This is a genomic window from Kutzneria sp. CA-103260, from assembly GCF_018263855.1.
GTDB lineage: Bacteria > Actinomycetota > Actinomycetes > Mycobacteriales > Pseudonocardiaceae > Kutzneria.
This window is the reverse complement of the sequence record NZ_CP073318.1, coordinates 2,270,339-2,295,897: the sequence shown is the minus strand read 5'-3', so window position 1 is coordinate 2,295,897 and position 25,559 is coordinate 2,270,339. Positions and strand designations below refer to the sequence as shown.

Here is a 25,559-nt window from a genome sequence, read left to right as displayed (position 1 = left end):
GCCTCGCCGTCGAACTCTCCCCCACCACCGGCCGATGAAACTTTCCTCGGGCATCCCCAGCTCAGCCGGTCAGCGGCCACCGAGTTGTTGAGGGTGGACCACGTGGGCGTCACGCTGCTTGGCACCACTGACAGAGGAGTGACATGGACGCGTTACGCCGCAGGGCATCCGCTCGGCGTCTGGCCGCGGTCCTCGCCGCGCTGGGCGGTCTCGTGCTCGCGGCGATCGTCGTGCCGAACGCCCAGGCAACCAGCGACACATCGACGCCGTCGTGCCAGGTCGCGGACCAGGTCAACCAGTGGGCCGGCGGATTCACCTCCACGATCACGGTGACCAACAACGGCCCGGCCATCGCCGCCTGGACGGTGACCTGGACGTTCGGCGGCGACCAGCACGTGACGTCGGCCTGGTCGGCGCAGGTGACCCAGTCCGGAACTGCGGTCACCGCGACCAACGAGTCCTACGACGGCGCGGTGCCCACCGGAGGCTCCGTGAGTTTCGGTTTCCAGGCAACGAATTCCGGCGCCAACGACACGCCGGTCGACTTCGCGGTCAACGGGCAGCGCTGCGACGGCGGCACCCCGCCGACGTCCACGACCACCACCACGACCACGCCGGTCGGCTCCGGTTGCTCCTCCCCCACCGCGATCCGCTGTGACGGTTTCGAGGACCAGACCGGCCCGGCGCCATCGGGCCGGTGGAGCACGGTGACCCCCAACTGCTCCGGCGCCGGCACGGCGGCGATCGCCACCGCGACCGCCCACGCCGGCACGCATTCCCTGCAGGTCAACGGCGTTGACGGGTACTGCAACCACGTGTTCGTCGACGACACGGCAGACCCGCCGGCCGCGAGCCCGACCTGGTACGTGCGGTTCTGGATCAGGCACACCACGGCGCTGCCCACCGGTCACGTGACGTTCCTGGCGATGAACGACGGCGCGGCCGGGAACACCGACCTCCGGCTCGGCGGTCAGAACGGCGCCCTGATGTGGAACCGCCAGTCCGACGACGCCACGCTGCCCGACCAGAGCCCCGCCGGCGTCGCGCAGAGTGTGCCGCTGCCCGTCAACGCCTGGACGTGCGTGGAGTTCTCCGTCAGCGGGACCGACGGCCAGATCCACACCTGGGTGAACGGGTCCGCGGTGCCCGGTCTGACCGAGGACGGCGTGCCCACCCCGAACATCGACGACCAGTGGCTGGGGCGCACCTGGCGGCCGAGGCTGACCGACCTGAAGCTGGGCTGGGAAAGCTATGGCGGCGGCGGGTCCGACGGACTCTGGTTCGACGACGTGGCCCTCGGCACCAGCCGGATCGGCTGCGGCTGACCGGGACAGCAGCGGAGTTCGACGATCTACTCGTCCGCTGCATGAAAGCTTCACCTAGACGTCGAGCACGAGGCGCGGTGAGCAGGAGCGGGACACGCAGATCATCATCGTGTCGTTCACGGCCCGCTCCTCGTCGGTCAGCACCGAGTCGCGGTGGTCCGGCGTGCCGGACAGCACCGTCGTCTCGCACGTGCCGCACGTTCCTTCCCGGCACGACGACAGCACTGACACGCCCGATCGTTCGACGACATCGAGGATCGACCGGTCGGCCGGCACCCGCAGGACGGCACCGGTCCGCGCCAGCTCGACGTCGAACTCCTGGCGCGGCCCGTCGAGCGCCCCGGTCCTCGGCGCGAACCGTTCGAGGTGCAGCGCGCCGGCGCCGCGGTGCTGTTCGACCGCGGCGAGCAGGGGGTCGGGCCCGCAGCAGTAGACGGCGGTGTCGCCGTCGGGCTCGGCGAGAAACGCCGGCAGGTCGAGCAGGCCGTGTTCGTCCTGCGGCCGGATCTCGACGTTGCCGGGATGGCGCCGTGCCAGTTCCTCCCGGAACGCCATGGACGACCGGGTTCGGCCGCCGTAGAGCAGCCGCCAGTCCCGGCCCGCCGCCGCGACCTCCGCGACCATCGGCAGGATCGGCGTGATGCCGATGCCGCCCGCGACGAACAGGTAGCGCTTCGCCTCGACGAGCGGGAAGTGGTTGCGTGGGCCTTGAACTTCGACCCGGTGGCCGGCGGCGAGAACGTCGTGCACGTGCCGCGAGCCGCCCCGCCCCGACGGCTCGCGCAGCACAGCGACCCGCATGATCGAGGTGTCGCGCGGGTCGCCGCACAGGGAGTACTGGCGGACCAGATCACCCAGGACCAGATCGACATGGGCGCCCGGCGTCCAGGCCGGCAACGGGTGGCCGTCGGGATGCCGCAGCGTCAGGAGCACCACACCGTCGGCGATCGGTTCCTTGCTGTCGAGCAGGAGTCTCACGACACGTGCCTCGCGGAATGATCGAGGAGCCACTCCCACATCTCGACAGGATCGTCGAATTCGCGCTCAGCCGAGCAGTGGCACACCGCGCGGAGACGATCAGTGCCCGGCACCCAGTGCACCCGGACCACGCGGTCGCCCGAAGGCGCGGTCATGACGTCGTGAGCAGTCGCTGGAGCAGCCGCCGCGCGGCGAGCCCGCCGGTGTCGATATTGATCGACAGTTCCTGGTAGCCCGCCGGCTCGGTCGCGATGACCTGCTCGAGCACGTTCAGCGCCTCGACGTCCTGCAGCACGACCGTGCGGTTGCTCTCGGCCAGGAACGTCGAGACCTCCTCGTCGCCGAGCGCGAAATCCCTGGCCACGCACCAGAAGTCGTGCGTGGAGTGTTCGGTCTCCGGCGTGATGGCGTATACCACCTCGACGTGGAACGCGTCCGGGTCGGCGCCGTCCGGGCCTGGCACGGATCCGACCGGCGCGATGCGGCTGTGCAACTGGTAGAGGCACGGCGGCGTGTACTCGATGTCCTGCCAGCGCGCGATCCGGCCCCGCAGGCCGGTCGACTTCGCGTAGAACGGCGGACATTCCGCGTCGTCGATGTGCCGCGAGACGTAGACCACGCCGGCGTCCTCGTCGACCGTGGTCGTGATCGGGGTGGCGGCGACCTCCGGCGTGCCGATGTGCCCGCCGTGCAGGTACGTCTCGTGGGACAGGTCCAGCAGGTTGTCGACCAGCAGGGAGTACCTGGCCCGCAACGGTTCCATGCCGGCGACGGTCGTGTGGTCCGGCGAGACGAGCCACGGCGCGCGGGGGATCCGCGACGCGTCCGCCTTGACCCGATCGCCGATGAAGACCCACACGAACGAGTCCTGCTCCACGACCGGGTAGGGCAGCAGCCGCGCGGTGCGCGGGATGCGGCTCTGCCCCGGCACGGCGACGCACTTGCCGCTCGCGTCGTAGGTGAAACCGTGGTAGCCGCACACCACCTGGTCGTCGACGAGCCGGGAAGGGGCCTGTGACAGGGGGAAACGCCGGTGCACGCACCGGTCCGGCATAGCGGTCACCGCTCCGTCGCGGGTGCGCCAGAACAGGATCGGTTCCCCGCAGATGGTGCGGCTGAACAGGTCGTGCCCGATCTCGGCGCCGTAGGCGGCGACGTACCACTGGTCGCGCGGGATTCTCGTCATCACCAGCTCCTCTCCGACAGGGGGAGTCACAGGCTGACCGAGACCACCGCTCGTTCCGTAGTGGGCTTTCCGGAAAATGGAAGCCTTCAGCCGGGCAGGGCGCGCGAGATGGCCTGCGCGCTGGTGCGCACGAGCCACGCCAGCGCGCGGGGCGTGGCGCTGCCGTGGTGCACGACCAGCGACACCGCCGCGACGACCTCGTCGCGCGCGTCGCGGATCGGCGCGCCGACCGACAGGGCGTCCATCGTGACCTGGCGGTCGCTGACCGAGAAGCCCTTCGACCGGACGTCGGCCAGCATCCGGCGCAGCTGCGTCGGATCGGTGACGGTTTTGCTCGTGTACCGTTCGAACGGGCCGCCGAGCACCTCTTCCTGCACCTCGACCGGCGCGTGCGCGAGCAGGACCAGGCCGACGCCGGTTGCGGTCAGGGCGAACCGGCCGCCCACGCGGGTGAGCACCGGCACCGCACCCGAGCCGGCGAGCCGCTCCACGAAGACGAGCTCCATGCCCACCCTGACGGCGAGCTGCGAGTTCTCCCCGGTGCTTCGGGACAGGTCCTCCAGGTACGGCAGAGCGACCTCACGCAGGCCCGGACCGCGCGGCGCGAGCGAGCCGAGCTCCCACAACCGCAACCCGATGCGGTACAACCCGTCGTCACCGCGCTCGACAGCGCCCCACGCGCAGAGCTCGTGCATCAGCCGGTGCGCCGTCGACAACGGCATGTGCGCCCGCCGTGCGAGCTCGCTCAGCGACAGCTCGCGGTGCTGCGGGTCGAACGCGTCGAGAAGCTGGAGCGCACGGCCGATCACCGGCCCGGTGGGGCCTGTGGGATGCCCCCGCGTCAACGCGCTCAGCTCCGTCCGGTCAGCACCGGGCGAGACAGCTCCACCCCGAACGGCGCGGCGCCGTCGATCCGCGCCGCCAGGAGTTCGACGGCGCGCCTGCCCAGGTCCTCGGCCGGCACGTGCACCGAGGACACCTTGGGCTCGGTCCGCCGCGCCACTTCGTCCGGGCACACCGCGACCACGTCGACCGACGAGCGCGCGCCGGCCACCACGGCCGGCAGCGCGGCTTCGTTGTGCACGACAATCCCGGTGATCTCGCTGTGCTCGGCCAGCAGCCGCTTCGCCGCCAGGCCGTCGGACTCGCAGGCCCGCACCACGAAATTCACTCCCCGGCGCAGGGCCGCCGCACTGAAACCGGCGACGCCTCGCTCGGCGTAGCCGGTGCGCCGCTCGTAGACCGCACGCGGCGCGCCCAGCAACGCGATGTCCAGGTGTCCACGGTCGGCCAGGTGGTCGACGCACATCGCGTACGCGGCCGAGAAGCCCAGGTCGACGCAGCTCAGGCCGCTCGGATCCGTCGGCACGCCGATCAGCACCGACGGTGTCGGAGACGACCGCAGCGCCGGGACTCGCGGGTCGTCCATCTCGACGTCCATCACCACCAGGCCGGCCACCGATTCGGCGGCGCGCAGCACGCCGTCCGCACCCTCGTCGGCGGTGATCACCAGGACGTCCCGGTCGCGCCGGCGCGAGGTGTCCACGACCGCGCGGACGAATCGCATCGCGACGGCCACATTGACGCCCCCACGCAGCGGCAGCAGAACGCCGATGGCGCCGACCGCGGCGGACGACGGCATTCCGCCGCGCGGCCGGTAGCCGAGCGACCGAATGCTCCCCCAGACCCGGTCGGCGGTTTCCTCCGATATCGCGCGCTTGCCGGTCAGCACATACGACACCGTGCTCGGCGCCACCCCGGCATGGCGGGCGACGTCGGCGATCGTGACCACCAACCCACGTTACAGACCACCGACCACGGCGACAAGCGGTTCACAATTGACGAGCCGATCGGCGGACACGTCGAACACAATTCGACGCATTTCATCGAATGACATCGAAAGTTGACATTCGACGAACACGCCCACAACACTTGTTCACACATCCGGATGCGATTCACATTCGCAGAAACTGCTCATCCCATCCTGCTGGAAAAGAGGGTTTCCATGTCCGCAACGCTTCGGCGAAAGGTCGCGCTCGCCCTGCTGCCCGCGTGCGCCGCCTTCGCCGTGAACCTGCTCGCAGGCACCGCACAGGCCGCCACGTCCACACTGGAGGGCTATGGCGCGGGCACGACCGGCGGCGCCGGCGGCACCACGACCACCGTCAGCTCGCTGTCCACCTTCACCGCGGCGGTCAAGGGAGACGCCGCCAAAACCGTGCGGGTGTCCGGCACCATCAGCCTGTCCGGCCAGGTCAAGGTCGGCTCCAACACCACCGTCGTCGGCGTCGGCGCGGCCTCCGGTTTCACCGGCGGCGGGCTCGAACTGGACGGCGTGCACAACGTGATCCTGCAGGACCTGCGGATCAGCAAGGCGGTCGGCACCGACGCCATCACCATCATCCGCGGCGCCAACCACGTCTGGGTGGACCACGACGACCTGTCCTCGGACCTGTCCCACGGCAAGGACTACTACGACGGCCTGGTGGACATCACCCATGCCGCCGACTACATCACGCTGTCCTGGAACCACTTCCACGACCACTACAAGGTCTCCCTGGTCGGCCACTCGGACAGCAACGCCGCCGAGGACACCGGGCACCTGCACGTGACGTACGCGCACAACTGGTTCAGCAACGTCAACTCCCGGCTGCCCAGCGTGCGGTTCGGCACGGCGCACGTCTACGACAACTACTTCCAGAACGTCTCCGACAGCGCGGTGCACTCGCGGATGAACGCGCAGACCCTGGTGCAGAACAACGTCTTCCGCGACACGAAGACCGCCGTCACCACCACGGGCGACAGCAAGGTCGACGGCTACGCCAACCTCTCCGGCAACGACCTGGGCGGCGGGGCCACCGACATCACCCGCACCGGCAGCTTCACCACGCCGCCGTACAGCTTCACTCTCACGCCGACCTCGTCGGTGGTCAGCTCGGTCACCGCGGGCGCCGGCACCGGCGTCGTCGGCTGATCTCCCCGGAAGGCAACAGCAATGAAGCTGTTCATGGCCGCGCTCACGGCCGCTGCCCTGCTCTCCCCACACGCCACCGACCCCGGCCACCAGCCTCTTCCCGGCAAGGACGGCTGGGCCAACGGCACGACGGGCGGTTCCGCCGCCGCCACCGGTCACGTCACCACGGTCACCACCCGCGACCAGCTGGCCGCCGCGGTGTCCGGTGACACGCCGAAGATCGTCTACGTCCAGGGCGTCATCGACGCCAACACCGACTCGTCGGGCCGGCCGCTGTCCTGCCAGGACTACGCCACGGGAGGCTACACACTGGCCGGCTACCTCAAGGCGTACGACCCGGCGACCTGGGGCCGGGGCAAGGTGCCGTCCGGTCCGCTGGAAAGCGCCCGTGCGGCGTCGGAGTCCAGGCAGGCGGCCCGCGTGCAGATCAGGGTCGGCGCGAACACGACGATCGTCGGCGTCGGCACGACCGCCCGGCTGCTCGGCGCCAACCTGGTCGTCAAGAGCGACAACGTGATCATCCGCAACCTCACCCTCGCCAACGCCTTCGACTGCTTCCCCCAGTGGGATCCCACCGACGGCAGCACGGGCAACTGGAACTCGTTGTTCGACAACGTCTCCCTGCAGGGTGCGACGCACGTGTGGGTCGACCACAACACGTTCACCGACGCGCCGTACCCGGACAGCCAGGAGCCGACGTACTTCGGGCGGCCGTTCCAGCAGCACGACGGGCAGCTGGACCTGACCGACGCGACCGACCTGGTCACGGTCGAGCAGAACGTGTTCACCCAGCACGACAAGACCATGCTGGTCGGCAACTCGGACAGCAAGACGTCCGACGCCGGGCACCTGCGGATCACCGTGCACCACAACGTGTTCGACGGGGTGCAGGAACGCGCGCCCCGGGTCCGCTTCGGCGAGGTGCACGTGTACGACAACCTCTACCGGTCCGGCGCCGGCTTCGACTACAGCCTCGGCGTCGGCAAGCAGTCGCAGATCTACGCCCAGAACAACAACTTCCAGTTCAGTGGCGTGACCGCGGCCGACGCTCTGCACAACTGGGGTGGCACCGGCATCCACGCCACCGGCAGCGTGGTCAACGGCAAGGACGTCGACGTCGTGGCAGCGTTCAACGCGGCGAATCCCGCCACACCGCTGGCCACGACGGTCAACTGGACGCCGACGCTCTACATCGGACTCCAACCGGCCTCGGCGCTGCCCGCGCAGTTGCCCGGCAGCGCCGGCGCGGGCCATCTCGGCTGACGGACCGCCGTCCCGCCAGAGGTGCCGGTGCGCCCCCACCGGCGCACCGGCACCCTTACCCGGAAGGACACCCGCGGCGTGAGCAGAGCCAGATGGACGCCGTACCTGCTGATAGCGCCGACGGTGCTGCTGATGGCCGTGTTCCTGGCCTACCCCGTCGGCAGCGTCGCGTACTACAGCCTCCAGCACTACAACGCCACCCGCAGTTGGGCCAACGGCTTCGCCGGCCTGGACAACTTCCGGCAGATGCTGCTGCACGACCCGCTGTTCTGGCAGAGCCTGGGGTTCAGCGCGCAGTGGGTGGTCGTCGAGGTCGGGCTGCAACTGCTGTTCGGCCTGACGCTCGCGCTGATCGTGAACGAGACGTTCGTCGGCCGTGGCCTGGCCCGCGCCCTGGTGTTCTCGCCGTGGGCGGTGTCCGGCGTGCTGACCACCGGCATCTGGATCCTGATCTACAACCCGTCCACCGGCGTCTTCCAGCAGTTGGCGTCCTGGGGCCTCGGCGACCAGGGCACCTCCGTGCTCGGCGACCCGTCCACCGTCTTCCCTGCCACGGTGGTCGCGGAGCTGTGGCGCGGGGTGCCCTTCTTCGCCATCCTGCTGCTCGCCGACCTACAGGGCATTCCCGGTGAATTGTACGAGGCGGCCGCGGTGGACGGCGCGACCCGGTGGCAGCGGTTCCGCATGGTGACCCTGCCGCACCTGCGTGACGCCATCGTGCTGTCGACCCTGCTGCGGGCGGTGTGGGAGTTCAACAACGTCGACCTGCTCTACACGCTCACCGGCGGCGGCCCGGCGGACCAGACCACGACGCTGCCGCTGTACGTGGCGCGCAAGGCGGTCGACTCGCACGACTTCGGCTACGGCTCGGCGCTGACCACCGCGGGCTTCGTCGTGCTGCTGTTCTTCTCCGTGCTGTACCTGCGGCTGTCCAAGTTCGACCGGAGGTGAGGATGCACGACAAGCAGGGCCGGGCCGTCCGGCTGTTCCTGCCGCTCGGCGCCTATCTGGTGGTCACGCTGGTGCCGTTCTACTGGATGCTGGTGTTCGCGTTCCGGCCGACCGGGTCGACCGCGCTGGTGCCGTGGCCGATCACGCTGGACCACTTCCGCACCGTGTGGACGGATCTCGGCTTCGCCGTGTTCTTCCGCAACAGCCTGATCGTCGCGGTCGGCACCCTGGTCGTGGTCAGCGTGTTCGCGCTGATGGGCGGCTACGCGCTGGCACGGTTCGCCTTCCGGGGCAGGCGGGCGTTCCTGCTGGCCCTGCTGTGCTCCCAGTTCGTGCCCGGCGCGATGGTGCTCATCCCGCTGTTCCTGGTGTTCAAGGCGGCACACCTGCTCAACAGCCTGCCGGGGCTGGTGATCGCGGACAGCGCGTTCCAGCTGCCGCTGGCGCTGATCCTGATGAGCGGCTTCGTCCGGGGTGTGCCCGTCGACCTGGAGGAGGCCGCGATGGTGGACGGGTGCGGCCGGCTGCGCGCGTTCCTCGCGGTGGTGCTGCCGCAGCTGCGGCCGGCGCTGGTGGCGGTCGGCTCGTTCGCGTTCATCGGCGCCTGGAACAACTTCCTGTTCGCACTCATGTTCTCCGGCCGCCAGGACAGGTTCACGCTGCCGGTCGGGCTGAGCTACACGCTCGGCGAGTTCAACGTGGACTTCGGCGCGCTCGCCGCCGGCGGTGTGGTCGCGGCGGTGCCCGTGGTGGCGGTGTTCGCGGTGATCCAGCGATTCCTGATGCAGGGACTGACGGCGGGAGCGGTGAAGGGATGAGCGGAGTCAAGACGATCGCACTGGTCCTGGCGTGCGCGCTGGCGATGGCCGCGTGCGGCGACGACGGTGGTGGCGGCGCCGAGACGATCACGTTCTGGGACAACAACGGCGGGCCGGCCCGCACGCCGGTCCTCCAGCACCTGATCGCCGAGTTCGAGCGGGCCAACCCCGATGTCCACGTCGAGTACGTCGGCATCCCCAGTTCCTCGGTGCAGCAGAAGTACGACACCGCGATCGCCGGCGGCGCCACACCCGACGTCGGCGGCATCACCACCTCGTACCTGGCCGACCTGGTCGGCCAGGACGCGCTGGAACCGCTGGACGACCGGCTGTCCGCCAGTCCCCTGCACGACAAGCTGCTGCCCGATCTGGTCGACGACGTCCGCAAGGCCAGCAGTGACCACAAGCTGTACGAGCTGCCGTCCTCGGCGAACCTGGACGTCATCTGGTACCGCAAGGACTGGTTCGCCCGGGCCGGGCTCCAACCACCGTCCACATGGGACGATCTGCTGACCGACGCGGCCGCGTTGACCGACAAGGCCACGAACCGGTACGGATACACCATCCGTGGTGGCGGTGGCTCGGTGTTCCAACTGCTCAGCGAGGCGTACGCCTACTCCGGCGTGCCGAGCTTCTTCACCGCGAACGGCACGAGCACCACCGCCGACCCCGGCAATGTCGACCTCGTGGGCAAGGTCGCCGCGCTGTACGGCAAGGCGACGCCGACCGCGGACGTCAACAACGGCTACACCCAGATGGTCGCCGAGTTCATCGGCGGCTCGGTGGCGATGATGCACCACAACCTCGGCTCGTCCGGCGACCTGCTGAAGGCGCTGGGTCCGGACAAGGTCGGCGCGATCCCGCTGCCCGTGGGCCCGTCCGGCAAGCGCACCGTGGTGCCCAATCCCACCGACGGCTTCGGCGTGTTCAAGGCCAGCGAGCACAAGGACGCGGCCTGGCGGTTCGTCCAGTTCCTGCTGTCCCGCGACAGCAACAGCTACTGGAACCAGCAGGTCGGGCAGATCCCGGCCAACACCGACGTGTACGGCGACAGCTGGCTGCGCGCCGACCAGCCGGTCGAGATGGCGCTCGGTGTGCTGCGCGCCAAGGACACCGTCATGGCGTCCGCGCCCTTCGCCCTGCCGCAGTTCTCCGCCATCACCAAGGCCGACAGCGAACCCCTGTACCAGAAGGTGCTGCTCGGCACCATGTCCGCCGCCGACTTCCTGCGCAAACTCGCCGACGAGCTCACCGCGGCCGAGCGCGACCGGCGTTCGCACAACGGATAGGAACCTTCGCCGATGCTGATCGAAGCAGTGGTCGTCCGAGTCTTCACCACAACGGCGCACACCGCCGTCGACGACGCGGGGCACCGCCATCCGGCGCCTGAGCACGAGGTGCGGGCCGCGCTGTTGGAGATCACCGACCAGGACGGCCGCACCGGATACTGTCAGGTGCAGCCGGATCACCTGCGGGAACCGGTGCTGTCCGAGCACATCAGGCCGGTGCTGATCGGCCGTGACCCGTGGCAGCGCGAGCGCATCTGGCAGGCGCTGTCCCGGCGCCAGCGCGGCGCGCACGGCGGCCTGACCGACCGTGCGCTCGGCTACGTGGACCAGGCGTTGTGGGACCTGCTCGGACGCCGGGCCGGACTCCCGGTGTGGAAGCTGCTCGGCGGCGCCCGCGACCGCGTTCCGGCCTACGCGAGCACGATGTGCGGCGACGAGACACCCGGCGGGCTGAGCTGCCCGGAGGATTACGCGGCGTTCGCCGAGCGACTGGTCAAGCGCGGCTACCGAGGGATCAAGCTGCACACCTGGATGCCGCCCGTGCCGTTCGCCCCGGACGTCCGGCTGGACATCAGGACGTGCGCCGCGGTCCGCGAGGCCGTCGGTCCGGACATCGCGCTGATGCTGGACGCCAACCACTGGTATCGCCGCACCGAGGCACTCGAGCTCGGGCGGGCCCTGGAGCGGCTGGACTTCTCCTGGTACGAGGAGCCGATGGACGAGGCGTCGCTCAGCTCGTACCGGTGGCTCGCACAGCAACTGGCGGTACCGGTGATCGGACCGGAAACCGCCGGCGGCAAGCATCTCGTCCGCGCCGAGTGGATCAGGGCCGGCGCATGCGACATCCTCCGGGCCGGTGTCGACGACTGCGGCGGCATCGGCGCCACGCTCAAGGCAGTGCACCTGGCCGAGGCCTTCAACATCGACTGCGAGATCCACGGCAACGGTTCCGGCAATCTCGCGGTCCTCGGCGCCAGCGACAACCCCCGCTGGTACGAACGGGGCCTCCTGCATCCCCATGTGGACTTCGACCAGGCGCCGCCGCACCGGAACACGATCATCGACACCCTGGACGTCGACGGCACGGTCGCCATGCCGACGGCACCAGGGCTCGGCGACGACTGGAACATCGCACACATCGCCGAGCACACCATCGACACCTGGTGATCGAGACGCTCGGTGGTGGCCGGTGCTCCGGGAGCACCGGCCACTCGGCTCTACACCGAGGAGCACACGGTGCCGTTGAGGGAGAACACGGTCGGCGCCGGGGCCGCCCCGGTATCCGTCCCGTTGAAACCGAGCGACACCGACGTACCGGCGGCGATGGTGCGGTTCCAGTCGGCGTTGGCCACGGTCACCTGTTGGCCGGTCTGGCTCCAGGTTCCGTTCCAACCGGACTGCACCGCCTCGCCCGGGTCCGGCCAGGCGAACGTGAGGTTCCACCCGTTCACCGCGGTGGTGGCTCGGTTGGTGACGGTGATGCTGCCGCCGAACCCGCCGTTCCAGCTGCTGGTGACCTCGTAGTGCACGGCGCAACTGCTGTTGGCCGGTGGTGGCACCGTGAAGGTCACCGGCGGAGACGGCAGCGAGGCGTTGCCGTGAGTGTCGACAGCGACGACGTTGTAGGTGTAGCTCGTGCCGATCGTCAGGCCGGTCAAGTTGACCGACGTGCCGGTGGTCGTGGTGGCCAGCGAGGTGCCCGAGTACACGTCGTAGCGCGCGATCGGGTAGCTTCCCGCGGTCGCCGCCGGCCAGCTCAGCACGGCGCTGCCAGAGGTCAGGTTCGACACCGTCGGCTGGCCGGGAGCACCCGGCGCTGTGGTGCCGGTCCCGCCGCTGCCCGGCACCTGCACCACAGTCAGCGAGTACGGCGCGACGGTGACCGACGTCGCTGACGGCTGGGTGGTGCTGGTGATCGACGTGCCGTTGTTGGCCAGCGTGAACACAGTTGGTGATCCCGAGGGCGTGAAGTTGTTGTAGTTCAGGCCGACCGAGTAAGTGGTGCTCGGATCCTCGTTGTCTATCAGCACGTCCAGGCTGCCGTTCGCCCGGCGCACCGCGTGCGTGCGCACCAACGCGTTCGCCGACGAGGACGTGACCATCTGATCACCCGGCGAGCCCAGCTTCGACAGCATCTGGATCGCGTAGTAGGGCGAGAACGGGGTGTTCACCGCCGGCTCGGTCACACCGCTTCCATTGCCGCCACTGGAGAAGATGCCCTGGTCGCCGTAGTCCTGCGCGCCGTTGACCACGCTCGGAGTGCCGGGGCCGTTGTGCTCGTTCCACCAGTCCACATTGGTGACGCCGTGCTCCAGCCAGCTCATGTACATGTCCGCGCCGAACAGGGCTGCCGGCTGGGTGTCGAGGTCGATCGTGGAGTTGGTCTCGGTGACGACGATCTTCACGCCGGCCGGGTCCACCCCGGCGTACTGCCTGATCTGCGAACGCACGGTGGACATGACGCCGGGGATGTCGTCGGGGTCGGTCAGCATCCCGGCCGTGCTGGAGCCGCCCGGATAGTAGTGCATGATCACACAGTCGGTCTTCGCGCCGAGCGTGGACAACACGGTCTGGTTCCAGGGCTGCGGACTCGTGGTCGTGTTGGTGACACCGTCCGGCCAGAATCCGGGCGTGGTCAGCACCGCGCACACATGGATGTTCGGGCTCGCCGCCTTCATCGCCGTGATGTACTTCAGCACGGTGTTCGCGTACGTGGACGGCCCGCAGTTGTAGGTCTGCGCGGGCTCGCTGCCGATGGTCACCGGTTTGCCCGAGGCGTCGGTGCAATGGCTGTCCGCCTCCCAGTTGGCGCCGTAGGTCCCGTTGCCGTAGACCTCGTTGCCCACTTCCCAGTAGGTGATCCCGTAGTTGTTGGTGACGTCGGCCTCACGCACCCACGCCTGCGCCAGCGCATCCGTGCCGGTGCCGTAGTTGACCGTGATGATCGGGTTCGTTCCCGTGGCCTGCGCGGTCTTCATGAAGTCGGCGAAACTCGTGTTGGGCGCGTCGTATCCGCCCTGGGCCACGTTGGTCTGCCAGTTGTAGATGTCCGCGTAGGAACCGCCGGGATAGCGCAGCGCCGTGATGCCGGCGGCCTTGACGAGTCCGCGGATCGCCGGGTCGTTCATGTGTCCGTCGTAGACGGCGGTGTTCAGGCCGATCGCATTCGACGGTATCGCCCCGAGTCCGCCGGTCGCGTTGACGGAAACCGTGGTGCTGGCCGTCGTCCCGGCGGCGGTCGGACCCGCGAGGCCGGCGGCAGCGACGACCATCACGACCAGCCCGGCGACACCGCGGATCCACTTGGTGCTGCTGTGCATTCGCCACACCCCTTTCAGTCGCTCGCCGTGGTGCACACGGTTCCGTTGAGCGTGAACGCGATGGGCGGCACGTTCGGCCCGGAGTAGCTGGCGACGAACCCGGCGTTCACAGCGGCGTTCGGCGCCAGCGACCCGGCGCCAGTGACGACGACGTTGGTCCCGTTCTGGGTCCACGTGCCGTTCCAGCCGCTGCTGACCTGTTGGAACGGGGTCGGCCAGGTGAAGGCCAGCGTCCAGCCGTCGAGCGTGGCCGTGCCGGTGTTGGTGATGTCGACACTGCCGACGAACCCGCTGGCCCAGTCGTTCGTGTCGGCGTACCGCACCGAGCACGTGCTCTGGGCGGGCGCGGTCGTCGTGAAGGTGAGCGGCGGCGACGACCAGGACACCGCGCCGGCACCGTTACGGGCCAACACGTTCACCGTGTACCGGGTACCCGGATTGAGATTGCCGACGGCCAGGGAAGTGCCGGTCGTCTCCCCCAACTCCTCGCTGATGGCGCCGACCTGGCGGTAGACCTCGTACTTCAGGCCGGTGCCGGACGCCGGCCAGGAGATCGTCGCGGTGCGGTCGGTCACCGCGCCGGCGGAAGGCTGCGCCGGGGCAGCGGGCTGTCCGGTGGTTGGCGCGGCCGGATGCAGCAGCACAATGGTCAACGAGTACGGCGGCAACGTCTGGTTGGTCGCCGTGCCGGCGGAGGTCGTGGTGATGGCGCTCGCGCCGTTGGTGAACGTCGAAACTGTCGGCGCGGCGTTCGACGGCGTGTACCCGGCGTAGTCGATGGCGACGGTCCGGGCGTTGTCCGGGTCCTTGTTCACCAGCAGGAGCGCAAGGTCGCCGTTGGCGCGGCGGACGGCGTACGCGTTGACCGACGGCTGATCGCTGCCGGCGGTCACGAACTGGTCGCCGGGACGGGCGAAGGAGCCGATCATGGACAGCCCGTAGTAGGGCGCGAAGGGCGTGTTCAACGCCGGCTCGCACGCGCCGTTGACACAGGTTGCGCTGGACAGCAGCCCGGAGTCGCCGTAGTCGGTCTGACCAGCCACTGTGGACACTGTCGTGGGCCCGTTGTGGGTGTCCCACCAGTCGACCGTGAACACGCCGTTGGCCAGCAGGCTGGCATAGGTCTCGGCGGCGAACAGCGCGCCGGGCTGGGTGTCCATGCCGACGGCGGTGTTGGTCTCGGTCAGCGCGATGCCGATGTCCCGGCCGCCGGCGTACCGGCCGATCTCCTGCCGTACCAGGTAGATCATGTCGTCGACCTGGTCAGGGCGGCTCAGTTCGTCGGCCGCGGTCGGGCCGGACGGGTACCAGTGCAGGACGACGAAGTCGATGTGCGACGCGGCGATCGACAGCACGGTCTGGTTCCACGTCGCCGAGTCGCCGCTGCCGACCAGGCCGTCCGGCCAGTTCGCCGGGGTGGTGAGCACCGCCCCGATCTTGATCGTCGGGTCGACGGCCTTCATCGCCTCCGAGTACGCCACCACTCCGTTGGCGTAGGCGGTGGGACTCTTGTCGGCGTGCTGGTCGGTCTCCCAGTCGGAGCCGTAGTGGCCGTTGCCGTACAGCTCGTTGCCGATCTCCCAGTACTTCGCCCCGTATCCCTTGGTGACGTTGGCGTACCGCACCCAGTCAGCGGCTTCCTGCGGTGTGCCGCTGCCGTAGTCGGCGATGATGATCGGCTGGGCGCCGGCACGGTGCACGCCGCCCATGAACGTGTCGAAGTCGGTGTTCGGTGCGACGTAGCCGCCGGGGGCGGTGTTGTCCCGCCAGTGGTAGATGTCGCCGTAGGAACCGCCCGGATAGCGCATCATCCCGACGCCGGCCTTGGCGTACAGGTCGGCCACCGGGTCCGTGCCCAGTTGGCTGTCCCACACCGCGTGGTTCACGCCGACGGCGGTGTCCGACACGGTCGCCAGCCCTGCGCGGGCATTGACCGTCACTGTTGCCGACGGGTCGGCCGCGGCCGGCGCGGCGGCGAGCAGGCCCGCGCCGAGCACCGCTGCCGCCGCGATTAGACGGAATCGTCGCGTTGCCAACAAGATCACCATCCCCACCGAAGACCGGATCCGCTGTGCGGGGCCGAGGAAAGCACCGCCGCGACAACACCGTCAACCAGCGAAACCGTCGCCCGGCGTCACGGCGGAAACTTTCACGCCGACCGCCCCCAAACTTGACAGCGTGGCCGCCGGCGCTCGCAGAATCAGCGCATGCACAAGGGTGTCGTGTCCCGACTGACCTCGATCGCCGCGCTCGCGGCGGGGCTGCTGGCCGGCCCGGCCTCGGCCGCGTCCGTGACCGGCAACGCCACGTACTTCGCCGGCCTCGGCTCGCCCTATGGCGGCTGTGGGCTGCCGCAGTCCGAGCTGGACAGTCAGAACTTCTTGGCGCTCAACGTGTTCAACACACCGGGCGACTACGGCTGGCACCAGCGTCCGATCCCGGCGTCGATGTCGAACATCATCGGCTCGTTCGACAACGGCCACAACTGCGGCCGTTACGTCCAAGTGACGATCGGCGACTACTGCACCGGCACCAACGATGGCGCGCCGGGACAACCCTTCTGCCGCAACGGGTCGTGGGTGTCCGACAAGTACGACGGCGCGACGCTCACCATGCTCGTGGCGGACAGCTGCGCCGACTCCAACGCGTGGTGCCGGGACGATCCGAACCACCTGGACCTCGCGCAGAACTCACTCAACCTGTTCGCCAAGGGCGGCCAGCCGGTCGGCGACCTGTATCCGAACCACTGGAACAACCGTCACATCAGCTGGCAGTTCGTGCCGGCGCCGAGCTACGCCGGCGACATCCGCGTCGGTTTCATCCAGTCAGCGCAACCCTACTGGCCAGTGATCGCGATTTCCCATCTGCCGAACGGGATCCACGGCGTGCAGTACTACTCCAACGGCGCATGGCACGCCGCCACCATGGACTCCGACATGGGCCAGGACTACCAGATCGCGCCCACCACCACGTCGCCGTCGCAGGGCACGCAGTACGAGATCCGAGTCGTCGACGCGTCGGACGCGCCCTTGGCCGACGGCCGGACCTATCAGTTCTCGCTGCCCTCGTCCTGCGCCAACGGCTGCGGCCCGGCCTACACCGCGGTCACGTACACGACGTCGTGAGCGAACGTTCCTTCCTTGCCCACCATAAAATTTGCGGCAACGTGGATCTTCTTCGTTGAGGGTCGGGCGATGCGGGGCTGGACCGCACCACCGATCCGGGAGCCGGCTGGCTGAATCCGCTTCCCCTCTCCCCCTCAATTGAGGTAGATCCAAGGTCGGAGGAAGCGGGATAGTTTACGGAGTCAACTTGACGGGTGGGTCAGATGACTCGATGGCAACCGCTTCCTGCTGGTGTCGCGCCGCAGGTACGGCACCTGGTGGACCGACTGCGGGAGCTGAAGGACCAGGCCGACATCAGCACGGTGGCGCTGGCGCGGAAGACTGCTTACAGCAGGTCCTCGTGGGCGCGATGCCTCAACGGGCAGGTGGTGCCGCCCGGATCCGTCATAGCGAGATTCGGCGAGGTGGCCGGGTTGTCCGGGGACGATCTGGCGCGACTGCTGGCGTTGTGGGAGTTGGCCGAGCACGCGGAGGCCGAACCTCTGCCGCCCCAGGAACTCGAGCCCGCGACGGTGGTGCTGCCGCGGCGACTGACAGGCGTATGGCGGCAGCATCGGTGGGCACGGATCGTCGCGGTCGCCGGCACCGCTGCCGCGACAGCGGCCGTGGTCGGGGTTGTGGTGTGGCAGACCACCGGTAGCCCGCCGTCGCCGCCCGCAGCGCGGGTGGCAGTGGCGCCGGCCGGATATTCCTGCGACTACACGAGCCGCGACAGCATGTGGTACGCCGGGCACAGCACGACCTCGACCCACTTGGTCGTGCTCAACTCCGGGGGCCAGGACGTCGTCGAGGTGCAGTGCCTGCTCAAGCACCACGGCATGGATCCCGGTCGGATCGACGGCCTGTTCGGGGAACACACCGAGCAGGCCGTCAAACACCTCCAGAGCGCTGCCAACGCAGCGGCCGACGGGAAAGTGGGCCCGCAGACCTGGGCCCTGCTGCGCACATGACCAGGCGGTGGCGGCCGCTGCCGGACTCGCCGGCCCCGGGAGTCTCCTATCTGGCGGAAGTGCTGCGGGAGTTCGAGGATCGCTCCGCGCTGAGCCCCAATGCGGGGTCGCGCCATGAGTGACAGGAGCCACGTGCCGGACGAGGACGACGATCACGTACGCAACGAGGTGGGAGCCGTCGACGGACCGGCGGTGCTGGCCGGCAACATCCATGGTGGCGTGAACATCCACCACCACGGCACGATTCGCCGGTGGTATCGAGACCCGGCTTTGATGCTGCCCGCGGTCGTCACGATCATCGCCGCGATCATCGCGCTCGTCCCGTACCTCTTCCCCCACCAGGCGCCCGACGGCCTGGGCACCGGTAAATACGTCGACCCCGAGCAATGCCAGACGCTGACCTGGCCCGGGCCCGAGACGCCGGTGGAACCGCAACAGGTCCGAGCCAAAGAAGGCATGGCCGGCAACGGATTCCTCCGACAGACACCGTGCTGGCGGGCACAAACACCTGAACTGTCCGCCCCGTTCACGCCGGAGAGCGGAATCTCGGTGCTCTGCTCGGTCAACGCCGACAACGTGTACGACACCAACGGAATACCGCGTTACGGCTGGTACCTGGTCGCCGACCCGACCCAGCCAGGCAGGACATTGGGCTGGACACCCCAATGGCCCTACACGGCGCCCGCACACGACGTCCCGACCTGCGGCCCACACCCGTCGTCGGCGTTTCCACTGGTCACCATCGCCGCCGCAGCTCTGGCATGTCTCGCAGCAGCTCTCCTCGCTGTAGCGATCGGACGAAGGCGCCGCGCCATCAGAACCGGCCGCCGCCAATGAGCTGGCAGGATTGTTCGCGGCCCACACCGACGCCGCGTCGGGCTCCACATCAGAGGCGGACTCGTGATCGACGCACCCGACTTCGGCCAACACGTCCAAACGGGTCGTCGTCAATGTGCTGACATGGTTCACCACACTCCATTGGCGGTGCGCGGCACGCACGGGTGACACGCGACCGAGCGATGACGTTACCGACCGCAAGGAATATCTCGGTGTCCGTCACCGAGTAGTGGACCGTCGGCGGACCTGGACAGACTCTTTCACCCTCGGTGCGAGATCAGTACGTTTGGTAGTCGCACATCGATTTTCGTTGACATGCAATGAGTTCCGCCCCGCACGCACCGGTACTCGGGGTGCGCGTGACACCCGCCGCTGTGTGCGACCTGACCAAGGAGGAACAGTGACACGGACCCGTCTCCGGGGTACCGCGCTGGGGGTTGTCACCATTTTCGCGTTAGCGACCGTTCTTCCCGCGCCGGCTTCGGCTCAACCACGACAACAACCTGTCGAGTGGACCGCCCTGGGAGATTCCTACACCGCCGGCGTCTTCGTCGGCGACCCGCAACCACCCCTGGGAAGTTCGGACCGCGACGGCTGCGACCGCACCACCAATTCCTACCCTGACGTCGTCAACAGGGCGTTCGAGGCCGACCCGCCGGCGGGGCGACCGGTGAACCTGACCAACGTCAGTTGCGGCAACGCCACCATCACCGAGATCGCGGCGGACCGGCAGATTCCGATCAGCCCGGTTCAGCCACCCGGCGACGGCTGGCCCAGTGTGGCCCCACAGGTGAACCGCGCAGGCATCGGCGCCCAGACCGACGTCATCACGATCGGGGTCGGCGGGAACAGCCTGCCCGTCGGGAAGATCGTGCCCGCCTGTCTGTTCGCGGGCATCGGCCAGCCCGACGAGGCAACCCCGTGCCGCGACGCCTATGAGGCGGGCGGCCCGTTCCTCGACCCCGAATCGATCTACGACAAGTACGACAGGATCACCCGGCAGTACGCGGCCATGCTGCGTGCCGTGCACCAGACGGCGCCCCACGCCAAGGTGATCACGGTCGGCTACCCGACGATCTTTCCCGACGACCCCACCACCTGTGATCGCAGGGACACGACTGAACTCGCTGCCCAGATCAAGGGCTTCGGGCTGGTCTCGGTCACCCACGGGGACATCGCCTGGCTCAACGAGGTGATCACGCACCTGAACGCGATCATTCGCGCCGTCACGGAACTGGCCGGTGACACCTACGTCGACACTGCCACGTCCAGCAAGGGACACGACGTGTGCCAGCCCTCCAGTGTGAAGTGGGTGGAGGGAATCTGCGGCCACGCCAGGGAGTACTGGCCGACGGAACTGGAACTCGGGCCTCTGACGTTGGAGTGCTCCGGCGGCACCCGCGCCACGATTGTGCATCCCAATGCCGCCGGCCACGCCAAGACCGCCGCCCGGGTCGAGACCACTATCCGCGCAGCGCTGAACTGACACTGCCACTGACACGGCGGCCACGTGCGGCGAGTTCGCCTACCGCTGACCATTGCTCGTCGAACATCACGGTCGGCCACCGCGGCAATGCGGTGGCCGACCGCCCCACATCAGCCGTCACGATCGTCATCCGACAAGGCCCGCCTGATGCATCTCGACTTGACGCATACCGATATGGGCATATGATGGCGGGCATGGCACGGGCAGCGACGACGTCGGACGTCTTCAACGCGATCGCCGAGCCGCAGCGCCGGCAGATCCTGATGCTGCTGCGGGCCGGCGAGCGACCGGTGACCGAGTTGGCGCAGGAGCTCGGGATGACCCAGCCGGGAGCGTCCAAACACCTGCGGGTGCTCCGGGAGGTCGGGCTGGTGCGGGACCGCAAGGCCGGCAAGCAGCGCCTGTACGGCCTGGACGCCCGCGGGCTGCGACCGGTCCACGAGTGGACCGGCGGGTTCGAGCGGTTCTGGAACGACAGCTTCGACCGGCTCGACGCGTACGTGCAGGAGCTCAAGCAGGCAAGACAGGAGAACTAGCTGATGAGCACGACGGGACCAGGAGCGCCGGCGCGGTCCGCGACCGCCGACCGCGAGATCGTGATCTCCCGGGTCATCGACGCCCCACCAGAGCTGGTGTTCGAGGCGTTCACCGCGGTGCGGCACCTGTCGCAGTGGTGGGGACCAGAAGGGTTCACCACGACCACGCTGGCGTTCGAGTTCCGTGTCGGCGGGGAGTGGGAGTTCGTGATGCACGGACCGGACGGGACAGACTACCCGGAGTGGATCTCTTGGACCGAGATCGCCCCGCCGGAGCGGATCGCGCTGCGCCACGGTGAGTCCCGCGACGACCCGAACACCTTCGAGGCGGTCCTGACGTTCGCGCCCGACGGTGCGGCGACCCGGATCGAGATGCGCACGGTGTTCCCCACCAAGCAACTGCGCGACCAGGCGGTCGAGAAGTACCACGCGATCGAGGGCGGCCAGCAGACCCTGAACAACCTGGCCGCCTACGTCACCGAGATCGTCCGGACGGGAGCGCAGAGCTGATGGCCGGCACGGTGTTCTTCAGCGTGTCGATGTCGCTGGACGGGTTCATCGCCCCCGGGTCCACGGCGGAGTTGATGGGGCAGCAGTGGATGGAGTTGCAGCAGTGGGTCTTCCCGCTGCGGTTCTTCCGGGAGAACCTGAAGCTCGGCGAGGGTGGCGAGGAAGGCCGCGACAACGACATCGTGCGGGAGACGTTCGAACGCACCGGCGCGAGCGTGATGGGCAAGCGCATGTTCGACGCCGGCGAGCAGGCGTGGCCGGAGGAGGCGCCGTTCCACACGCCGGTCTTCGTCGTGACGCACGAGAAGCGTGATCCCTGGCAACGGCCGGGTGGGACCACGTTCCACTTCGTCAACGACGGCATCGAGTCCGCGCTCGACCAGGCCCGCGAGGCCGCCGGCGACCGGGACGTCCGCATCGCGGGCGGCGGCGCGACGATCCTGGAGTACGTGAACGCCGGCCTGATCGACGAGTTCACGATCGCGCTCTCCCCCGTGCTGTTCGGCTCCGGAATCCGCCTGTTCGAGGGCGTGGACGCGGGCCGCGTGGCCCTGGAGCCGGTCCGCGCGGAGCCGACACACCGGGTGACCCACCTGACCTACGCCATCCGGGAGCGGTAACTGTCTCTCCCCCGCCGAGGCCTCGACGCTCTGAGCGTCAGGAAGGGCGACCGTTCGGGCCGCGATCTCCCTCCGAGAGGGACCTCATGGCGTTGTCGCGGGCGCGAGCAGCCGCCGACGATCATGCTCAAGCCCGGCCGGCCGGTCGTCGACGGCTCCTAGATCGTCCCCAGCCACTCCAGGACCAGCCGCGCGGTCTCGGCGACGTGTTCCCCAGCCAGCATGCTGAAGTGGTCGCCCGCCGTCTCCACGGTCCGGGAATGCGGCGTGTGTGGCGCCCGCACCGGTCGTACGCCGTCGGCGAGGCGGCTGGCGGCGTGCACCGCGAGCACCGGGGCCGAGAGTGTGCCCGGCTCCCAGCCGGCGGTGTGGTCGCCGTAGTGGACCATCGCCGACAGGCCGGCGGAGGTCACCGCGCGGAGGCCGGGCTGCTCGTACATGGCGGCCATCAGGTTGGGCATGAAGGTGTCGCCCAGTGCGGCCCCCGGCTGGTAGGTGTCCAGCAGCACCAAGGCATGCGGGGCCCGGCCCCGGTCGGCCAGCACGCGGGCGATCTCCTGCGCCAGCAGGCCGCCGGACGAGTGGCCGACCAGCACGATCGGGGAGCCGTGCCGTTCGAGCAGGTTCTCGGCATGCCCGGCCAGCAACGCCTCACGGCTGGCGACCAGCGGCTCCGTGTCGGCGAAACCGGGCGTGCCGAGAACGTCGACCGTGTGCGAGCCACGGAACTGGGCCGCGAACCGGGCGTAGACGTCGGGGCCGGTCAGGGGCGTGAGCGGGGCGACACACACCAACGGGACGCCCGGACCATCGACGGCGAGCCGGGAGAAGGTGCTCGCGCCGTCTGGTCCGGTGATCACCGGCCGGTTCGTGGCTACTGCCCGCAGCAGGTTCAAGGCCCGTGCGGTGTCGCCGTCGGCGAACGCCGTACGGCACAGCTGTCCGACCAGATCGGTCTCGACCGGTCGCGGCTGCTCCGCAGCGGGTTCGCGGAGCGCCGCCAGGTGCTCGGCCAAGGCGGCCGGGGTCGGGTGGTCGAACACCAGCGTCGACGGCAGCCGCAGCCCGGTGGCCCTGCTCAGCCGGTTGCGCAGCTCCACGGCGGTCAGCGAGTCGAATCCGCTTGCACCGAAGGAGGTCTGCGGGTCAATCTCGTCCACAGTGGAGTGTCCGAGCACCACCGCCGTGGTCGACCGCACCAGCGTGAGCAGGTCCGTCTCGGCCGGAGCGGTGCTGCGCCGAGCCGGCCGGACGAGTCCGCGCAGCAACGGCGGCACCTCCGCCCCTCGCAACGCCGCCAGGTCCAGCGGCGCCGCCACCACGTGGCCGTGCGGCAGCCGCGTCGCCGCGTCGAACAACGCGAGCCCGTCACGCTCGGACAACGCCGTCAGGCCCGCCCGTGTGATCCGCGCACGGTCCCGCTCGCCCAGGTCTGTCGTCATCTCACTGGCCACATCCCACAACCCCCACCCGATCGACAGTCCCGGCAGGCCGGCCGCGCGGCGGTGCTGGGCCAACGCATCGAGCACCGCGTTGGCCGCCGCGTAACTGCCCTGCCCCGGCCCGCCGAACGTGCCCGCGACCGAGGAGAACAACACGAACGCCGCCAGGTCCCGGTCCTTGGTCAGCTCGTGCAGGTGCAAGGCCCCGTCCACCTTCGGGCCAAACACCTTCCGCACGCGGTCGCCCGTCAACGCCTCCAACATCCCGTCATCCAGCACCCCAGCCGCGTGCACCACGGCGCTTGGCGGGTGCTCGTCCAACAACGCCGCCAACGCCGCCCGGTCGGTGACGTCGCACGACGCCACCACCACCTCCGCACCAAGCTCGGCCAACTCCGCCCGCAGGCCGTCGGCTCCCGGCGTGTCCGCGCCCCGACGACCGGCCAGCACCAGCCGCCGCACACCACGGCTGTGGGCCAGATGCCGAGCCACCGCCGCCCCGATGCCGGTCAGCCCGCCGGTGATCAGCACAGTGCTGTCCGGTCCCCACGGCTCAGTGGCCGCTCCACCGTCGAGGGCCCACTGCCCGGTGGCTTCACCGGCCGGGATTGCCAGGTTCGTCTGGTTGGATGGATTCGGGGGCTGCTCAGTTCCGCGCGCCGTTCGCGCCAGCCGCGGAGCCAGGGCCTTGCCATCGCGCACGGCCAGCTGCGGCTCGTCAGCGGCCAGCGCCGAGACGAGCAGGTCGGTGGTGAGCGTGCCATCGGATTCGATGAGGACGAACCGCCCGGGATGCTCGGACTGGGCGGCACGGAGCAGACCCCACACGGCGGCCGCCTCGACGTGGGGACACTCGGCCGCCACCGCACCGTTGGTCACGACGATGAGCCGGGAATGGTCGTCGGCCAGCCACTGTTGGGCCAGGTCGAGCACACGAACGGCGGCGTCCAGGGCCGAGCTGGCACCGACCGGGACGATCAGATCCACCTCAGGACCGACGGTGTCCACACTGGCGTGCACATCCAGCCCCAGTCCGAGAGCGTCCGTCCCCAGCACGGCGAGCGCGCCAGCGGGCGCGGCGGCCGGCAGCGGCGTCTCGGTCCAGTCGAGGCGGAACAAGGAATCGGTGCGGAGTTCGGCGGCATCGAAGGCCCGCACGGACATCGCCCCGGCGGACAACACCAACTCCCCCGCCTCGTTGACGGCCGTCAGCGCGATGGCGTGGTCGGCGACAGGGGTGAGCCGGACCCGTAGCGTCGTTGCCCCGGTTCGGTGCAAGGTCACGTCATTCCACGCGAACGGCAGCGCAATAGCGGCCACGGTGGACAATCCGACGGCATGGATGGCCGCATCCACCAGCGCGGGATGCACGCCATATCGGCCCGGTTCACCCGGTAGCACGGCCTCGGCGTACACGTCGTCGCCGGAGCGCCATGCGGCCCGCAGGCCCTGGAACAGCGGCCCGTACTCGTAACCACGGTCGGCCAGCTGCTCGTAGAACCCGTCCAGATCAACGGATTCCGCCCCGGCCGGCAGCCACTCGAAGGCCGGCACGGCGGCTGGTTCGTCGGACAGGGTGGCACTGGCGTGCCGCACCCAGCCGTCGGGGCTCTGGGCGTAGACGCTGAGCGCACGGCGACCGTCCTCTTCAGCGGCCGCGACCACCTGGAGCCTGACCTCGCCGGTTTCCGGCACCAGCAACGGTTGTTCGAGCAACAGCTCGTCGACCCGCCGGCAACCCAGTTCCTCCCCCGCCCGCAACGCGAGGTCCAGTAGACCGGTGCCGGGCATCAACACAGCGCCGTGCACGGCGTGATCGGCCAGCCAGGGATGGGTTCGCCGGGACAGCGAGCTGGTGAACACGGTCTCGCCGGTGTGGGCCATCTCCTGCGGCAGCCCCAGCAGCGGGTGCGTCTGGCCGGTCGGGCGGGTGCCGCCGGGCATCAGCC

22 protein-coding genes and 1 pseudogene are annotated in these 25,559 nt (G+C 69.3%); 15 read left to right on the top strand and 8 right to left on the bottom strand.

From position 1 onward, the window contains the following. Nucleotides 1–143: 143 nt before the first annotated feature. Nucleotides 144–1,325, top strand: coding sequence for a cellulose-binding domain-containing protein (locus JJ691_RS10035; RefSeq protein WP_211768500.1), 1,182 nt, complete (start codon nucleotides 144–146; stop codon nucleotides 1,323–1,325). A 54-nt stretch (nucleotides 1,326–1,379) separates the two neighbouring features. Here the strand turns inward: JJ691_RS10035 and JJ691_RS10030 are convergent, their stop codons facing one another. From JJ691_RS10030 to JJ691_RS10015, 4 genes are all read right to left on the bottom strand, one after another. Then, on the bottom strand, nucleotides 1,380–2,303 hold the full coding sequence (locus tag JJ691_RS10030) for a PDR/VanB family oxidoreductase (RefSeq protein ID WP_211768499.1): 924 nt from the start codon (nucleotides 2,301–2,303) through the stop codon (nucleotides 1,380–1,382). Between the two features lie 151 nt (nucleotides 2,304–2,454). Further along, nucleotides 2,455–3,489 carry an aromatic ring-hydroxylating dioxygenase subunit alpha gene (locus tag JJ691_RS10025; RefSeq protein ID WP_211768498.1) on the bottom strand — a complete coding sequence of 345 codons (1,035 nt, stop codon included), beginning with the start codon at nucleotides 3,487–3,489 and terminating at the stop codon, nucleotides 2,455–2,457. Between the two features lie 86 nt (nucleotides 3,490–3,575). After that, a complete protein-coding gene (locus JJ691_RS10020; RefSeq protein WP_211768497.1) occupies nucleotides 3,576–4,298 on the bottom strand; it encodes an IclR family transcriptional regulator in 723 nt (240 codons plus the stop codon). Between the two features lie 41 nt (nucleotides 4,299–4,339). After that, nucleotides 4,340–5,281: a LacI family DNA-binding transcriptional regulator gene (locus JJ691_RS10015; RefSeq protein ID WP_211768496.1), complete on the bottom strand. Its 942-nt coding sequence runs from the start codon at nucleotides 5,279–5,281 to the stop codon at nucleotides 4,340–4,342. Between the two features lie 213 nt (nucleotides 5,282–5,494). On the opposite strand from JJ691_RS10015, the gene JJ691_RS10010 reads away from it, so the two are divergent. From JJ691_RS10010 to JJ691_RS09985, 6 genes are all read left to right on the top strand, one after another. Then, the gene (locus JJ691_RS10010) at nucleotides 5,495–6,463 is read left to right on the top strand and encodes a pectate lyase family protein (RefSeq protein ID WP_211768495.1); all 969 of its coding nucleotides are present in this window, start codon (nucleotides 5,495–5,497) and stop codon (nucleotides 6,461–6,463) included. A 21-nt stretch (nucleotides 6,464–6,484) separates the two neighbouring features. After that, nucleotides 6,485–7,726, top strand: a complete 1,242-nt coding sequence (locus JJ691_RS10005; RefSeq protein WP_211768494.1) for a pectate lyase family protein — start codon at nucleotides 6,485–6,487, stop codon at nucleotides 7,724–7,726. Between the two features lie 78 nt (nucleotides 7,727–7,804). Further along, nucleotides 7,805–8,677 (top strand): carbohydrate ABC transporter permease, encoded by an 873-nt coding sequence (locus JJ691_RS10000; protein ID WP_249227806.1) that lies wholly within the window; start codon nucleotides 7,805–7,807, stop codon nucleotides 8,675–8,677. A 2-nt stretch (nucleotides 8,678–8,679) separates the two neighbouring features. Beyond that, on the top strand, nucleotides 8,680–9,495 hold the full coding sequence (locus JJ691_RS09995; RefSeq protein ID WP_211768493.1) for a carbohydrate ABC transporter permease: 816 nt from the start codon (nucleotides 8,680–8,682) through the stop codon (nucleotides 9,493–9,495). Next, a complete protein-coding gene (locus JJ691_RS09990; protein WP_249227805.1) occupies nucleotides 9,492–10,784 on the top strand; it encodes an ABC transporter substrate-binding protein in 1,293 nt (430 codons plus the stop codon). Before JJ691_RS09995 ends, JJ691_RS09990 begins: the two co-directional genes overlap by 4 nt. 12 nt (nucleotides 10,785–10,796) lie before the next feature. Continuing rightward, the gene (locus tag JJ691_RS09985) at nucleotides 10,797–11,951 is read left to right on the top strand and encodes an enolase C-terminal domain-like protein (protein ID WP_249227804.1); all 1,155 of its coding nucleotides are present in this window, start codon (nucleotides 10,797–10,799) and stop codon (nucleotides 11,949–11,951) included. Nucleotides 11,952–12,001: 50 nt separating this feature from the next. Here the strand turns inward: JJ691_RS09985 and JJ691_RS09980 are convergent, their stop codons facing one another. Both JJ691_RS09980 and JJ691_RS09975 read right to left on the bottom strand, forming a co-directional pair. Next, entirely contained in the window at nucleotides 12,002–14,104 is a 2,103-nt protein-coding gene (locus JJ691_RS09980; RefSeq protein ID WP_211768492.1) for a cellulose binding domain-containing protein, read from the bottom strand. Nucleotides 14,105–14,118: 14 nt separating this feature from the next. After that, nucleotides 14,119–16,101 carry a cellulose binding domain-containing protein gene (locus JJ691_RS09975; protein WP_249227803.1) on the bottom strand — a complete coding sequence of 661 codons (1,983 nt, stop codon included), beginning with the start codon at nucleotides 16,099–16,101 and terminating at the stop codon, nucleotides 14,119–14,121. Between the two features lie 210 nt (nucleotides 16,102–16,311). Between JJ691_RS09975 and JJ691_RS09970 the strand changes: the two genes are divergently transcribed. The 8 genes from JJ691_RS09970 (at nucleotide 16,312) to JJ691_RS09940 (ending at nucleotide 22,168) form a co-directional block, all read left to right on the top strand. Further along, nucleotides 16,312–17,229 carry a hypothetical protein gene (locus tag JJ691_RS09970; protein WP_211768491.1) on the top strand — a complete coding sequence of 306 codons (918 nt, stop codon included), beginning with the start codon at nucleotides 16,312–16,314 and terminating at the stop codon, nucleotides 17,227–17,229. 203 nt (nucleotides 17,230–17,432) lie between these two features. After that, nucleotides 17,433–18,179, top strand: coding sequence for a peptidoglycan-binding protein (locus JJ691_RS09965; RefSeq protein ID WP_211768490.1), 747 nt, complete (start codon nucleotides 17,433–17,435; stop codon nucleotides 18,177–18,179). Further along, complete coding sequence (locus tag JJ691_RS52910; RefSeq protein ID WP_256449379.1) at nucleotides 18,176–18,301, top strand: hypothetical protein; 126 nt, start codon at nucleotides 18,176–18,178, stop codon at nucleotides 18,299–18,301. The genes JJ691_RS09965 and JJ691_RS52910 overlap by 4 nt, the downstream gene beginning before the upstream one ends. A gap of 10 nt (nucleotides 18,302–18,311) precedes the next feature. Further along, nucleotides 18,312–19,016, top strand: a complete 705-nt coding sequence (locus tag JJ691_RS09960) for a hypothetical protein (protein WP_211768489.1) — start codon at nucleotides 18,312–18,314, stop codon at nucleotides 19,014–19,016. Between the two features lie 400 nt (nucleotides 19,017–19,416). Further along, nucleotides 19,417–20,502: an SGNH/GDSL hydrolase family protein gene (locus JJ691_RS09955; RefSeq protein ID WP_211768488.1), complete on the top strand. Its 1,086-nt coding sequence runs from the start codon at nucleotides 19,417–19,419 to the stop codon at nucleotides 20,500–20,502. Nucleotides 20,503–20,696: 194 nt separating this feature from the next. Beyond that, nucleotides 20,697–21,038: an ArsR/SmtB family transcription factor gene (locus JJ691_RS09950; protein ID WP_211768487.1), complete on the top strand. Its 342-nt coding sequence runs from the start codon at nucleotides 20,697–20,699 to the stop codon at nucleotides 21,036–21,038. Between the two features lie 3 nt (nucleotides 21,039–21,041). Continuing rightward, nucleotides 21,042–21,548, top strand: coding sequence for an SRPBCC family protein (locus JJ691_RS09945; RefSeq protein WP_211768486.1), 507 nt, complete (start codon nucleotides 21,042–21,044; stop codon nucleotides 21,546–21,548). After that, nucleotides 21,548–22,168, top strand: a complete 621-nt coding sequence (locus JJ691_RS09940) for a dihydrofolate reductase family protein (protein ID WP_211768485.1) — start codon at nucleotides 21,548–21,550, stop codon at nucleotides 22,166–22,168. The genes JJ691_RS09945 and JJ691_RS09940 overlap by 1 nt, the downstream gene beginning before the upstream one ends. A 158-nt stretch (nucleotides 22,169–22,326) precedes the next feature. Here the strand turns inward: JJ691_RS09940 and JJ691_RS53295 are convergent, their stop codons facing one another. Next, complete coding sequence (locus JJ691_RS53295; protein WP_442912770.1) at nucleotides 22,327–23,610, bottom strand: thioesterase domain-containing protein; 1,284 nt, start codon at nucleotides 23,608–23,610, stop codon at nucleotides 22,327–22,329. A gap of 24 nt (nucleotides 23,611–23,634) precedes the next feature. After that, a pseudogene (locus JJ691_RS53290) lies at nucleotides 23,635–25,509 on the bottom strand (type I polyketide synthase); the annotation flags it as partial. Nucleotides 25,510–25,559 lie beyond the last annotated feature (50 nt).